Source organism: Pseudomonas triclosanedens (assembly GCF_026686735.1).
GTDB lineage: Bacteria > Pseudomonadota > Gammaproteobacteria > Pseudomonadales > Pseudomonadaceae > Pseudomonas > Pseudomonas triclosanedens.
The window spans coordinates 3,283,324-3,297,306 of record NZ_CP113432.1; the positions used below are offsets into that span (position 1 = coordinate 3,283,324).

At 62.4% G+C, this 13,983-nt stretch carries 9 protein-coding genes; 6 read left to right on the plus strand and 3 right to left on the minus strand.

What is annotated here, in order from left to right; translation table 11 throughout:
* Both OU419_RS15075 and OU419_RS15080 read left to right on the plus strand, forming a co-directional pair.
* The gene (locus OU419_RS15075; RefSeq protein WP_254476573.1) at positions 1 to 1,356 is read left to right on the plus strand and encodes a DUF1329 domain-containing protein; all 1,356 of its coding nucleotides are present in this window, start codon (positions 1 to 3) and stop codon (positions 1,354 to 1,356) included.
* A gap of 258 nt (positions 1,357 to 1,614) precedes the next feature.
* Positions 1,615 to 5,433, plus strand: a complete 3,819-nt coding sequence (locus OU419_RS15080; protein ID WP_254476574.1) for an autotransporter outer membrane beta-barrel domain-containing protein — start codon at positions 1,615 to 1,617, stop codon at positions 5,431 to 5,433.
* Between the two features lie 44 nt (positions 5,434 to 5,477).
* Here the strand turns inward: OU419_RS15080 and OU419_RS15085 are convergent, their stop codons facing one another.
* Complete coding sequence (locus OU419_RS15085) at positions 5,478 to 5,609, minus strand: hypothetical protein (protein ID WP_268171625.1); 132 nt, start codon at positions 5,607 to 5,609, stop codon at positions 5,478 to 5,480.
* 384 nt (positions 5,610 to 5,993) lie between these two features.
* Between OU419_RS15085 and OU419_RS15090 the strand changes: the two genes are divergently transcribed.
* Positions 5,994 to 7,073, plus strand: a complete 1,080-nt coding sequence (locus OU419_RS15090) for an alanine/ornithine racemase family PLP-dependent enzyme (protein WP_254476575.1) — start codon at positions 5,994 to 5,996, stop codon at positions 7,071 to 7,073.
* A gap of 43 nt (positions 7,074 to 7,116) precedes the next feature.
* Positions 7,117 to 8,589 carry an arginine-ornithine antiporter gene (gene arcD / locus OU419_RS15095; RefSeq protein ID WP_254476576.1) on the plus strand — a complete coding sequence of 491 codons (1,473 nt, stop codon included), beginning with the start codon at positions 7,117 to 7,119 and terminating at the stop codon, positions 8,587 to 8,589.
* 63 nt (positions 8,590 to 8,652) lie between these two features.
* On the opposite strand, the gene OU419_RS15100 is transcribed toward arcD, so the two are convergent.
* On the minus strand, positions 8,653 to 9,009 hold the full coding sequence (locus OU419_RS15100; protein ID WP_254476577.1) for a hypothetical protein: 357 nt from the start codon (positions 9,007 to 9,009) through the stop codon (positions 8,653 to 8,655).
* Positions 9,010 to 9,424: 415 nt separating this feature from the next.
* On the opposite strand from OU419_RS15100, the gene OU419_RS15105 reads away from it, so the two are divergent.
* Together OU419_RS15105 and OU419_RS15110 are read left to right on the plus strand one after the other, a co-directional pair.
* A complete protein-coding gene (locus tag OU419_RS15105) occupies positions 9,425 to 12,598 on the plus strand; it encodes an autotransporter family protein (protein WP_254476578.1) in 3,174 nt (1,057 codons plus the stop codon).
* Positions 12,599 to 12,773: 175 nt separating this feature from the next.
* Entirely contained in the window at positions 12,774 to 13,463 is a 690-nt protein-coding gene (locus tag OU419_RS15110; protein WP_254476579.1) for a GNAT family N-acetyltransferase, read from the plus strand.
* A 252-nt stretch (positions 13,464 to 13,715) separates the two neighbouring features.
* Here OU419_RS15110 and OU419_RS15115 read toward each other — a convergent pair whose 3' ends face one another.
* Positions 13,716 to 13,967: a heavy-metal-associated domain-containing protein gene (locus OU419_RS15115; protein WP_254476580.1), complete on the minus strand. Its 252-nt coding sequence runs from the start codon at positions 13,965 to 13,967 to the stop codon at positions 13,716 to 13,718.
* Positions 13,968 to 13,983: the final 16 nt, after the last annotated feature.

Genomic DNA, 13,983 nt, shown 5'->3' on the forward strand with positions numbered 1-13,983 from the left:
ATGAACAAGAAACTTGCGTGCGCTTCCCTGTTTCTCCTGGCCCTGCCCTTCAGCCTCCAGGCCGCCGTTCCGGAAACGGAAGCGGCGAAGCTGGGCAACGAACTCACCCCCTTGGGCGCGCTGCGAGCCGGTAACGCCGACGGCAGCATTCCGGCATGGGACGGTGGCTTGCCGGTCAATGCCGGCAGCCGTGGCGCCGATGGCCGGCTGAGCGACCCGTTCGCCGCCGACAAACCGCTGTTCACCATTACCGCGCAGAACATGGCGCAGTACGCGGCGAACCTGACACCCGGGCAACGCGCAATGCTCCAGCGTTACCCGGACTACCACCTCACCGTCTACCCGTCCCATCGCTCCGCGACCTACCCGGCCGAGGTGCTGCAGGCCGTGGCGAGCAATGCCCGCAGCGCCAGCCTGGCCGAGGGTGGCAACGGCCTGAAGGACTTCCGCACGACAATCCCCTTCCCTATTCCGCAAAGTGGCGTCGAGGCGCTGTGGAACCACATCACCCGCTACCGCGGCGGCAGCGCCCAGCGCCTGCATGTGCAGGCCACGCCCACCGCCAGCGGGGCCTACACGCCCACCTACTTCCAGCAGCAGTTCAGCTACCGCGACCAGTTGACCGACTACAGCCCCGACAAGGACAACAATGTCCTCTTCTACTACAAGCAACTGGTTACCGCGCCGGCACGCCTGGCCGGCGATGTGGTGCTGGTCCACGAAACCCTCGACCAGGTACGCGAACCGCGCATGGCCTGGATCTACAACGCCGGCCAGCGCCGTGTGCGGCGTGCCCCGCAGATTGCCTACGACGGCCCCTACCCGGCCTCTGACGGCCTGCGCGTGGCAGACAACCTGGACATGTTCAACGGCGCGCCGGACCGCTACGAGTGGAAGCTCGTGGGCAAGAAGGAGATCTACATCCCCTACAACGCCTTCGGCCTCGAATCCACCGCGCACAAGTACGAAGACCTGGTCAAACCTGGCCATCTCAATCAGGACCTGATGCGCTACGAGAAGCACCGCGTCTGGGAAGTCGAGGGCACGCTGCGTCCGGGTGAGCGGCACATCTACGCCCGTCGCGTACTGTTCCTCGACGAAGACACCTGGCAGGCCGTGCTCGCCGACCACTATGACGGCCGCGGCACGCTCTGGCGCGTTGGCGAAAGCTTCATGACGCCACTGTACGATAAGCAGATCCCCTGGCTCGGCGTAGAGGCGATCTACGACCTCATCAATGGCCGCTACCTGGTGTCGGGCATGACCAACCAGGAGAAGACTCAGGTGGAGTTCGGCTTCAAGGCCAGCAGCGTCGACTACACCCCTACCGCCCTGCGCAACGCAGGTATCCGCTGATACGCTGCGATTCCGGAGCGAAGTACGCCGGCAGCCTCTGGATGGGGCTGCCGGCCACCCCGCAAGCATCTCCCGCCGCCTTCGCCACGCATTACGGTCAGCTGTAACGGCCACGTAGCAATTTCGCATCGGTCATCTACATTCTGTGTACCAGACACCCCGGAGATATTCGGTCGATTGCCGCGACGAGCAGGATGTACGGCGTTGGAGATGGCGGGATAGCTGTTCCAAGGGACGCATCGGTTACATGGAGGTGGCATGTCGATTCACACTTCACGCAGTGGTATTGCACTGCCGGACGCCCGCTACAGTGCCTTGTTCCTGGCCGTTACCAGTGCCTTGGCCATCCTTCCCGGCGGATCGGCCCTCGCCGCCTGCGGCACACTCGCCACCAGCACCTACACCGCCAGCCAGACCTGCACGCCAACCGCCGGAAGCGCGGGCAGCCTCAGCACCCAGGCCGGTACGGTCATCCGCAACTCGACCGGTGTAAGCCTTCTCGAACGCACCACCAACGCCGACGCCACGCTCCTGCTCGACGGCACGACGATCGAGCACACGCCCACCACGGCGGCCAACGGCGTGCTGGTGCAGATCCTGGGAACGGCGGCGCAGAGCACCGCCAGCGTCCAACTGATCGGCAGCGCCAGTAGCGTACAGGTCAGCGGCGCTGGGCTGGACGGTATCGGCATCAGCAACGCCAGCCTCGGCCCGTCGAGCTTCTCGGTGGCCAACGGGACCGGCCTGAACATCCGCAACACCGTCGGCGGCAGCGAACACGACGGTATCGACATCAACGCCAGCGGGGGTGGCGATATCAGCTTCCAGCACAACGGTCTTGGCAGTATCACCACCTACGGCGGCAACAACATCTGGCTGAAGGCCATCGGCAGCGGCAACGTGAACGCCACGGTGGGCTCGGCCGTCAGCCTCACGGTCGACAACAATGACCCGCTGTCGGCGGGCGACCCGAATATCGGTGACGAAAGCAACCCCACGGCGGGTACCGGCAACCATGCCGGCGTGCATACCCGCGCAGTGAACGGCAACACCACGGTGAACAACGCCGCCGTCATTCGTGGCATGGGCACCAACGCCTTCGGCATCTTCACCGAGGGTGGCGCCGGCAATACCAGCCTGACCAACACCGGCAGCATCAACACCAACGGCACCAATGGCTTCGGTATTCGCTCGATCGCCACCAGCGGCAGCATCAACGTCGTCAACAGCGGCAACATCACCACCACCGGCGAAGGTGGTCACGGCATCTACGTCAACGACAACGTAGGTGCGACCGGCAACATCAGCATCCAGAACGATGGACTCCTGGAAGTCGGGGCCACGCCCAATTCGGCCGGTTCCCGCGCCATCAACGTGATGAAACGCGGCACCGGGAGCACCACGGTGACCGGCAAGGGCGACATCCGCGTGCACGGCGGGATCAACTCCTCGCGCGCCTACGGCATCATCATCGCCGCGACGGACAGGATCCTCGTCGACTACAGCGGCAACATCAGCGCCAGCGGCCCGGGGGCAGGAGGTATCCGCGCGGACTCCACGGGAAGCGATGTGCGGGTCAACTACACCGGCAACAGCATCGAGACCTTCAACAGCAACGCCAACGGCATCTATGCCACGACCACCCAGGGAACCGTGCAGATCAACGCCACGGGCAGCATCACCACCCACTCCGCCACCGACGCAGGAGAAGGGCGCGGCGTTCTTTCCTTCGGCCTGCAGGCGCAGAGCAGCAATGATGACGTGAGCGTCACCTTCACTGGCTCGCGCATCGACGTGAACGGCAGCGGCGCGGCGATCTTCGCCGGCACGACCTACGCCTCCGGCAACGGCCAGGGCGCCATCATGGTGGACAACAGCGGCGAGCTGATTGCCCGCGGCAACTCCCAGCGCGGTATCCGTACCCTGTCGGTGACTGGCGACCAGCACATCGTCAACCGTGGCGCGATCACCACCCAGGGCGACGTCGACAGCCAGGGCATCCTCGCCCTGGCGTCGGGCGCGGCCAGTATCACGGTCGAGAACAGCGGCAACATCACCACCCGCGGCAGCATTGCCTCCGGCATCAACGCCCTGACCCAGGGCGGCTCCGCCAGCGTCAGCAACAGCGCGGCGATCCTCGGCGGCTGGGGCAGCAGCACCGGCGTATCCCTCGCTGGGGAAACCCAGACACTGGCCAATACCGGCTCCATCGGCGCACTGAGCGACCGCGCCGTGCTGGGCGACGCCAGCGGCCCGGATGCAACGGTGACGATCGACAACGGCGGCCTGATCGTCGGCTCAGTCAATGCCGCCACCTCCCAGGTCAGCGTCGCCAACAAGGGCGCCTGGACCCTGCGCAACTATGCCGACAGCAACGGCGACGGCAGCCGCGATACCTGGGGCGTGGCGCTCAGCAACCTGGGCAGCGCCAGCGGCAACCTGGTCGACAACAGCGGCACCCTGACCCTCGCAGCCCAACCGGCCAGCGGTATCCAGGCTTTCGACAGCACCGGCGCCTACCTGCCGCTGGGGCAATCCGCCAACCAGCCGACCCAGGGCGGCGCGGTGCAAGGCCAACTGCTGGGCGTGGGCAGCTTCAGCAACAGCGGCACCATCGACCTGACCGGCGGCGCAAAGGCCGTCGGCAACGTGCTGCTCATCAGCAACGCCCAGGTAGCCGGTAGCTCTGGCGGAGGCGTGTTCGTCTCCAACGGCGGCCGCCTGGTGCTCAACACCGAGCTGAACGAAGGCGGCGCCAACAGCCGTTCCGACATGCTGGTGGTGGACTCGACCAGCACCGGCAGCGGCGGCGCCACAGGGCTGCTGGTGAACAACGTCGGCGGCCGCGGCGAACTCACCGAGGGCAACGGCATCGCCGTGGTCAACCTGCTGGACTCCTCCCCCGCGGCCAGCGACCCCGGTGCCTTCAGCCTGGCCCGGCGGGTCGTCGCCGGGCCCTATGAATACCAACTGTATCGCGGCGCGGAAGACGGCAGCGGCACCGACACCTGGTACCTGCGCTCTGATATCGAACCGACGCCACCGGCTCCGCCGGAGCCCCACCATCACACACCCAACTTCCGCCCCGAAGTCTCGCTCTACGGAGCGATTCCGGCCCTCGCGCTGGTGTATGGGCGCACGATGGTCGACACCCTGCATGAGCGTGTCGGCGAGGAGCGGCCCAATGCCTGGGATTCGCCCGTCGACAAGGACGAGGCGACCTGGGGTCCATCGATGGGCTGGGGCCGGGTGATCTACCGCAGCGGCAAGCAGGACGGCGACCGCAAGGACGCCGTCGGCAACACGCCGCAATACAACTACGACCTGACCGCCTTCCAGGTCGGCGCGGACCTCTACCGCAAGGAGCGTACCGACGGCAGCCACGACCAGGCGGGTTTTTCCCTCGGTGTAGGCAGCATGGACGCCGGCGTCAGCCACTACACCGGGCGCAGTGCCGGCGACGACACCCTGCGCGCCTACAGCCTCGGCGGCTACTGGACGCACTTCGGCCCGGAAGGCTGGTACCTGGACGGCGTACTGCAGGCCAGCCGTTATGAAATCGAGGCACGCCCCAACCAGTTGTCGAAGCTCAAGACCCGAGGCTGGGGCTATACCGCCTCCCTGGAAGGCGGCTATCCCTACGAGGCCGACAAGGACCTGTGGGTCGAGCCACAGGCCCAGGTGATCTATGGCTACATCGACCTGGACGATAGCGACGACATCGGCGCGGACGTACGCTTCCGCGATGTGGAGTCACTTATCGGCCGGCTGGGCATACGCATCGCCAAGGACTGGGAAACCGAAGGCAGCGACAAGACCCGGCGCCGCACCCAGGGCTGGATCCGACCCAGCGTGTGGCACGAATTCAAGGGCCAGCCGAAGACCGAATTCTCCTCGCAATCGGGGTACATCCCATTCGAGGCGAACATCGACGGTACCTGGGGCGAGGTGAACCTGGGCGTGGACTACCAGGCCAGCGAACGCACCACCTTCACCGTCTCGGCCGGCTACCGCGAAGCCTTCGACGGCGACAGCCACGGCTACGATGCCATGCTCGGGTTCAAGTACTGGTTCTGAGCTGTCGAAAGCATCAGTCAGGCGACGGCACGCGCTGGGCAAGTTTACTTGCACACGATGTCGGCAACGGCCTTGAGCGGCAGATCAGCAATGCCCTTGCAGCTATTGATGACCGCGCGATTGAACGTGGTGGTGCCGGATTTGGCGTGCTTGCTGCTGTCGCCCTTGGCAATCATCGGCCCCCCCATTCTCCACGACCGGCCAAGCTGTCGCTGATGGTGCGCAGGGCGCACCGCGGCAGCTCACCATGCCCCGGTGCATCCGGCGCAGGAAAGCCGCCCAGCCAACTTGTATATACAGGAACAGGCATTAGAAATTACGCTCTTATAATTCACCTGAAAATAATTGTCCGATATCAATATCCCGAACTTGCCAAGTTGCCACAAATCAATCTTCCGCAAAGCTGCACTACCGTGAACAAGGCAAGCGAGTAATCTTCAGTTCATCAACATATCTGTCGCCACCGGCAACAAGGCGGACAGATGCAGACGACCTGACCACACTCCTCCTGGCCCGGCCATCACCAAAAGTAACCAGATTCTCATGCTAGGAGACCGAATATGAGAACTCAGGACTTTCCGTGCCTGTTCGTCAACCTGACCGTGATCAGGGACAACACCCGGGCAATGATCGAACTATGTCGAGAACACGGCGTTGAGCCAATCGGCGTAAATAAATTGAGTTGTGAGGCGGCGAATGTTGCAAAAGCGATGATAGAGGGCGGCATAAAGACCATCGCCGACTCCAGGATTCAGAACCTCAAGAAGATTGAAAACCTGCCCGTAGACAAACTTCTCCTGCGCCTTCCGCAAATAAGCATGGCGCATGACATAGTCGCCTACTCCGATATTTCGCTGAATTCCGAAGAACATACCCTGAGGGCTCTTTCCGCTGCGGCGGTTGCCCAGCACAAGAAACACCGCGTGATCATCATGCACGACCTCGGCGACCTGCGCGAAGGCTGCTTCGACCCCCGGGAAACCAAACGCCTGGCCCATCTCGCCCATGAGGAACTGCCCGGCCTGACCCTGGAGGGCCTGGGCGCCAACCTCGCCTGCTATGGTGGTGTGGAGCCGACTACCGAGAACCAGCAGCGGCTGGTCGACCTCGCCCGCGAGATCGAGGATGAACTCGGCACCCGCCTGCGCACCATCTCCGGCGCAAGTTCTTCCGCATTGTTCCTGCTCATGAATGGCGGGCTCCCCGAAGGCGTCAATCAACTACGCCTGGGCGCCTCGCTGATCATGGGCTTCGGCCTGAATGACGAACCCATCCCCAATACCCGCCAGGATGCCGTGAGAATTGGCGTGGAAATCATCGAACTGAAAGACAAACCCTCCGTCCCGGAACACTCCACGGCACTGGATGCGATGGGTAGAAAACCTGTCTTCGAAAATCTTGGAGTACACCGTCGCGCGCTAGGTGCGATTGGCGAGCAAGATGTTTCCTTTCCCCAACTAAGACCGCTTGACCCGGGCGTAAAAGTCCTTGGCGCCAGTTCAGATCACCTGATACTGGATGTAACCAACTCCAAGTCTGGATACCAGGTCGGAGACGTCGTCTATTTCTCCCTTGGATACAGTGGCGTATTGCAGTGCATGACATCCGAATATGTTGGAAAGCAATACGGTTACTTTTAACTGAAACTTGGAAACACAACTCGTTAGGTTAAGGAGAATCTCCATGACCGCCGACACAAGCAAACCGATCGCGGCAGCCACCACTGCCCAGACCGAAGGCAAACTCAAACTCCCGGCGCTGACAGCCCTGGTCGTCAGCGCACTCGTCGCCGCCGGCGTATTTTCCCTGCCACAGAACATGGCATCCAAGGCCGGTGCAGGCGCGATCCTGATCGGCTGGGGCATCACCTTCGTTGGCATGCTGATGCTTGCTTTCGTGTTCCAGACACTGGCCAACCGCAAAAGTGAAATCGAAGGTGGCGTCTACGGCTATGCCCGCGCCGGCTTCGGCGAATACATGGGCTTCAATTCGGCCTGGGGCTACTGGATTTCCGCCTGGATCGGCAACGTCTCCTACTACGTGGTGATCTGCTCGGCGCTCGGCTCGTTCGGCGCCCTGGGCTTCTTCGGCGACGGCACTACCCTGTCAGCGCTGATCGTCAGCTCGATCCTGCTCTGGAGCCTGCACTTCCTGATCTGCCGTGGCGTACAGACCGCCGCGCTGCTCAACCTGATCGGCACTATCGCCAAGGTGGTCCCGCTGATCATGTTCATCGTGCTGGTCGCACTGGCTTTCAAGGTCGATACCTTCAAGATCGACTTCTGGGGCAACGCGAAGCTCGGTTCGGTGCTGGACCAGGTGAAAGGCATCATGCTGGTGACCACCTGGGTGTTCATCGGCATTGAAGGCGCTGCGATGTATTCCGGCCGCGCCGCGAAGAAATCCGATGTGGGCAAGGCCACAATGATCGGCTTCTTCATCTCCATCCTGCTGTTCGTCGCGGCTTCCGTGCTGTCCCTCGGCGTTCTTTCCCAGCCGGAACTGGCAGAGCTGAAAAACCCTTCCACCGCTGGAGTTCTGGCCGCCGCCGTCGGCCCCTGGGGCGCCGCCCTCATGAACATCGGCCTGATCGTTTCCGTGGGTGCCGCCCTGCTGGCGTGGACCCTGCTGTCGGCTGAAACCGCCTACACGGCGGGCAAGGACGGCACCATGCCGAAGTTCCTCGGCAAGGAGAACGCCAAGAAGGCGCCGATCAACGCACTGCTGCTCACCAACGGCCTGACCCAGGTGTTCCTGATCATCGCCCACTTCGAACAGGCCGGTTATCTCGCCCTGCTCCTGCTGGCTACTTCGATGATCCTGATTCCGTACTTCCTCAGTGGTCTGTACGCACTGAAGGTGGCTGTGCAGAAGGATGGCTACAAGGCTGGCGAAGGCCATGCCGTCACCCGCGATATCATCATCGGCGCGCTGGCCACGCTCTACGGCGCCTGGCTGGTCTATGCCGCCGGCCTGGAATACCTGCTGCTGTCGATGATCCTCTACGCGGTGGGCATCGCGTTCTACATCTGGGCACGGAAAGAAAAAGGTGCGCAGATCTTCAAGCCGGTGGAAGTGGTCCTGGCGCTGCTGGTGGTCGGTGCCGGTGTCTATGCGTCCTACCTGTTGTCGACTGGTGTGCTTTCCCTCACCTGACCCGCTGCGGTACAGGACGAGAAAAAGGCGAAGCCACGTGGCTTCGCCTTTTTCTTTCCAGGGCTAGCGGTTTTGTGCCCATTGCGAGCACCGGCTCAGATAGTAGGTCGCGAACTCCTGTACGCGCTGCTGCCTGGCGGCATCAGTCTCCTCGATGGGGGCGTTCAGGGCTTGCATGAGCATGTCGGCGACAGCCTTCGATGCGGCCGAGGGATAGCGGCGGGCATCCTCGCTGATGATCTGCTGGAATGGCTCGCCAGCCTGCCGCGCAGCCATGACCTGACCGGCACGCAGGCCGAAATTGATGCAGGCCCTGGGGACCGCCTGGGTTTCAGGTTGCGCGGTGCCCTGGTCTGGAACAGAGGCCGTGGCTGGGCCGGAGATCATGAGCAAGGCGATGAGAACCGGGTAGAAACGCATCTCCACTCTGGAGGGTCAGTTGATCTGAGGCGCGATTTTCCCGGATAGCGCATCCACCAGCAATCGGCCAAGCCGCTCACTCGATATCCAGCCCCAAAGACCTCGATTTCCTGCCGATCGAAATGCTCCAGCGAAAAGAAACGCCCCGCGCGGCTACCCGGCATATGCCATATAGCCAGCATATAACCTCACCTATCGGTTCCATTGATTTCAAAATCGGACCCCACTTCGCGCAGCGCAGCCGAAATCCATAAAAATCGTCGAAACTCCGGGACTTATATATCCGCCAATTTGCCCTACCCCTAAAGCCGTACTAGCTTGAAATGCGAACTGACAAGGATTGTTCGCACCATCATATGTAGTCGCTGCGTTCCATCCACGGTTCTTTTGGCTTGGATTCAGAATGGAGCGCCTCATGAGATATACAGAGCTGGCAACCGCATTAAGGGAATTGTCATCGGATATTCGCATTGCAGCACTACGGGTGGCATTCCGCCGTGGACGAAACTGCACTGGCCCCAGCTCCCTGTTCCGCCCGACTCCGTTGAGCCTCGCCATTCTGGCCGCTATCGGCAGTGCATCGGCAAGCGCGGATGAAGTGCCCGTCAATAATTACAGCACTCCCTTCCAGATCCGCGCGGGTGATGAAAAAACCTTCGTTGGCGGCACAGTCATCAGCCCCACTCCGCCTTATCCGGCCCAACTGGGCGGAACGGGCATTCAGGTTTTCGGTGGCACCGCCATTCTTGATCCCAAACTCGGCCTGGGCACCCCAATTCGAATTAACGTAAATGGCGATGCAATTGACGGGCTATATGTCAGTGGCGGATTGATCAACGTGAATCCCGGTGGCACATATATATATGCCGGGGGTGGCGACGTGCGAGGAATTTATAACGTGGGCACCACGGCGCAAAGCTCACAGTTCGACGGCGCCGATCTTTATATCACCACGGACTACGTCGACTCATACGCATTGCGTACCTACGGGTCGATGGCGACGACAGTGTTGCGGAACTCCACCCTGACAACGCTGCGCGACGATTCCAAAGGCGCCGAAGTTTGGCAGGGCGCCAAAGTCGAACTGCGCGACACGGCCATTCTGACCGAGGGCAAAAAGGCATACGGCGTGCACGTTTTCCATAGTGGCAGCGAAGTCCGGACCTCCGATGGCTCCATCACGACACAAGGCGCGTCGGCTCACGCCGTCACTGTTCAAGCGAGCGGAAAGTTCTCGGGCACCGGCACCGTCGTGCACGCAGAGGGCCCGAGCGCAATGGGGGTCTATGTCGACAGCAATGGCGTCTTTGCAGCCGATGGAATGAACATACAGTCCGACCATAGCTATGGTGTTTACGCCAATGGAGGGCAGGTGACGCTGAAGGATACCGAGGTCACCGTCGTGGACCCGAACACTTTTGCGCTCTTCATCAATGGCTCCCCGCCGGCGACCGTTACCGGTGGAGTCATCCAGACCCAGGGCAACAACTCGGTGGCAGTACGCAACCAGTCGGGCGCCGTCATGGCCATCAACGGAGCACAAGTGCGTACCGTGGGCCAGGCGTCTTACGGTGTGCATGTGGAGGGTTGGGGAACGATCAACCTCGGGCGCGACGGCTCGACCGGCACGCTCGTCAGCACCCAGGGCACGGGGGCCGATGCCGTACGTGTATCACCCAACGCCACCCGTTTCAGCGCCACGGGCGCCACCTTGCAGACAACCGGGGCGAATGCCCAGGGCCTGCATCTGACCGGCACTGCCGGAACCGCCGCCAAGGTCTTCGAACTGACCGATACCACGATCGATTCCGCACAAGCCGACGGCATTCACCTGACCGGTGGCCCGGCCACACTCATACTGAGCGGATCTTCCATAACGGGCGGCAATGCCGCCATCAATATCGGCACGAACGCTGCCGCAACGGCAGACATCAGCGCGAGCAACACGCAGATCGACGGGCGCATCCTCACGCAGCCGGGCAGTACGACGAATCTCTCCCTGACGGAGGACAGCCTGTGGAAGGTCACCGGTGACTCCATCGTCACCACACTGAACAACACCGACAGCACGATCAATCTGCACCCCGCCGCCGACGTGGCCCAGAACCCGACCAGCGCCGCGTCCTATCGGCGGCTTCAGGTCACCGGCAATTACTTCGGTTCGCAGGGCCATATAGGAATCAACACCTATCTCAATGCTGGCGGTGCCTTGGCTGCACAGCATACCGACCGCCTGCTGATCGCAGGAGACGCATCGGGTACCAGTTATATCCGGGTGACGCCGGTAGCGGGGAGCCCCGGGGGATTGACCACGCTCGACGGGTCGCTGAACGCACACGAAGGGATATCCATCGTGCAGGTAGCGGGAGAATCCACACAGCGGGCGTTCACGCTGGCCGGCGGCTATGCCGTCACGCACGACTCGCCCTATGCCTATCGCCTGTATGCCTACGGGCCGGGTTCCGTGCATGGTGCGGCGGACCCCAGCCAGTCACTGGTCGGCAATGGCGCCAGTTTCTGGGACTATCGGCTGCAAAGCTCATTCGTCACCCCCGACGGCCCTGTAGATCCCGATACGCCCTCCCCTGGAGACCCGGATGAAGAAGGCATCATCCCGCCCAACGCGCGCCCGGCCGTCGCACCGCAGGTTGCCGCGTATCTGACGGCACCGATTGCCCTGCAGTACGCAACGGTCACCGACCTGGATTCCCTGCATCGGCGGCTGGGCGAAGTCCGCGACGATCGGACGCTAAGCCGGGACACGGGCCCCGGCGAAATGTTCTTTCGTGCCTATGGCGGTGACTTCGACTACTCCACCGAGCGCAGCTTCAAACAGTTCGGCTATGACGCCAACGGCGACTACAGCGCCGTCCAGCTTGGCGGGAACCTCTTCAAGATGCGCGACGACATGGGGACCTGGCGTTTTGGCGCAGCGGGCTCGGTGGGTTGGCTGAACTTTTCGCCCGATGCGGTCGATGGCAAAAGCACGAGCAAGACAGACATCTATCGCCTCTCCGGTTACGCGACCTACCAGAGCCAGCAGGGATGGTATGTGGATTCCATCCTCTCTGCCGCCCACTATTCGGGCGACGTCAGGACACAAGCGCGTGGCAAGGTCCTGGACCTGCGCGGCGAAAGTTACGCAGCCTCGGTCGAAGCGGGCTATCCGTTCGCGCTGAGCGATGACTTCAACCTGGAACCCCAGGTACAAGTGATCGCGCAGCGCCTGCTCTTCGATCGCCGCGAGGACGCCGATGGCCTGGATGTGAACATCGGCTCGCAGAATCAAGTCACCGGTCGCTTCGGTGCCCGCGTGACTCGCCCGTTCAACGTCGACCTGGGAGGTGTGGTTACGGCATACGTGGGAGCGGATGTGATCCACGGGTTCGTCGATGGCGGTACGGTCGCGGTGGGGGATACCGATTTCCGTGCCGGGAAGTATGGAGACTCGCTGCGGCTCGCGGTGGGCGTCAACGGAACGATGAACGACAAGTTCTCAGTGTATGGCGAGGTGTCTCGCCAGGAAGACATTGGCAGCGCAGGCGTGGAATCCTGGGTATTCAACGGAGGACTGCGGTACCTGTACTAGAAACGCCCCGCCCTTGCGGTGACGCCAAGGAGCGGCCTGGCAGGTCAGGCATGCAGGAAGTGCCTGACCTTTTTGCCTGCGAGGCTGACAGCAGCGGAACCTCCCGATGCTCCCGGGCGCTACAATGGCGCCCGCGCCGATTCCCCGGATCGGGCACGCACGGAGCCAGCTTCAGATGTTCACCCTCGCCCACCTCGACACCTCCCCGCCCGAATCCCTGAAGAATCAGGTTCTACAGATGATGGTGGACTACTTCAGCGACGTCAGCCCGGTGCCGCTCACGCCCAGCAATCCGCTTTTCCAGTTGTACCAGTACGTGATCGGCTACGAGACACACCTGTATCTGCAAGCCATGAACGCAGCGTCGGAAGGCACTGCGAGGCTGATCCTGGCGCTGGACGATGAAGATCCCTCACAGGTGCTTGGGTTTGCGCTCTACCTGCCGAGCCTGGACGATACCGAAGCCGCCACGCTGGCCTATGTCGCCGTCAGGGACAGCCACCGCCGGCGAGGTATTGGTCGAGCCATGCTGCAACGTGTAGTCCGGCAGCGGCCCCATGTCGAGCTGGCCTGTGCGGCGGACAAAGTGCCGATCTTCGAGTCGATGGGGTTTCACGTACTGGCAGCACAAGGGCCGCACGTGCTGCTCAATACCCGAGACCATCGCTCGGACGGCATGGTGGCAGTGCAGGACCTGGCACCGATATACCAATCGAGGGAAGTGCGGCAGATCCATGCCTACCTGTTGCAACAACACGGCAAGAAGGCCATGAGCGAAGCCGAGAAAAAGCGTGATCGCCTGCTCGACCAGATGGCCTACCAGGCCCAGGTACTGGTCAAGGAGCGCTTCCCCACTCTGCACTGATGATCGAACCCAGCCAGGAAGCCTTGGCCGGGCAATCGCCCCGGATCAGACGTGAAAGAGAGCGCCGGGCGCAGCATGCTGATTCCGCTGGAACCCTTGTCGACCGGTGAACACCTTGCGGCCCGAGGCATTGCGACCGAGGCGGCGAAGCAGGCCCGGAGCCCCCGCCGCGAAGTCCCTGGCGTATTCATTCGATGGTTTGCATCGCCTGGAGGAGGAAGGCGTCGACGCCGGGCCGACGCCGTGCAGCCATTATCCGCAGCAGCAACCTCGCTGCCCTTGAGCCGGCGCCTTTGCGGCGGCGCTGAGGACGGAGCCGGGAGTGTAGCCTGCGCTGCGCACAGCCTCGAGCAGGTCGCTGGCCGCGGCCGAGGATTCGATATCGAGGCGACGCGCTGGCAGATCGACCTTCACCGTTGCGCCTGCATCCACCGCAGCGATTGCCTTGCGCAGAGTGGACTCGCAGTGGCCGCAGGTCATGTCTTTGACTTCGATGCTGATCATGTATTGAGACTCCGGT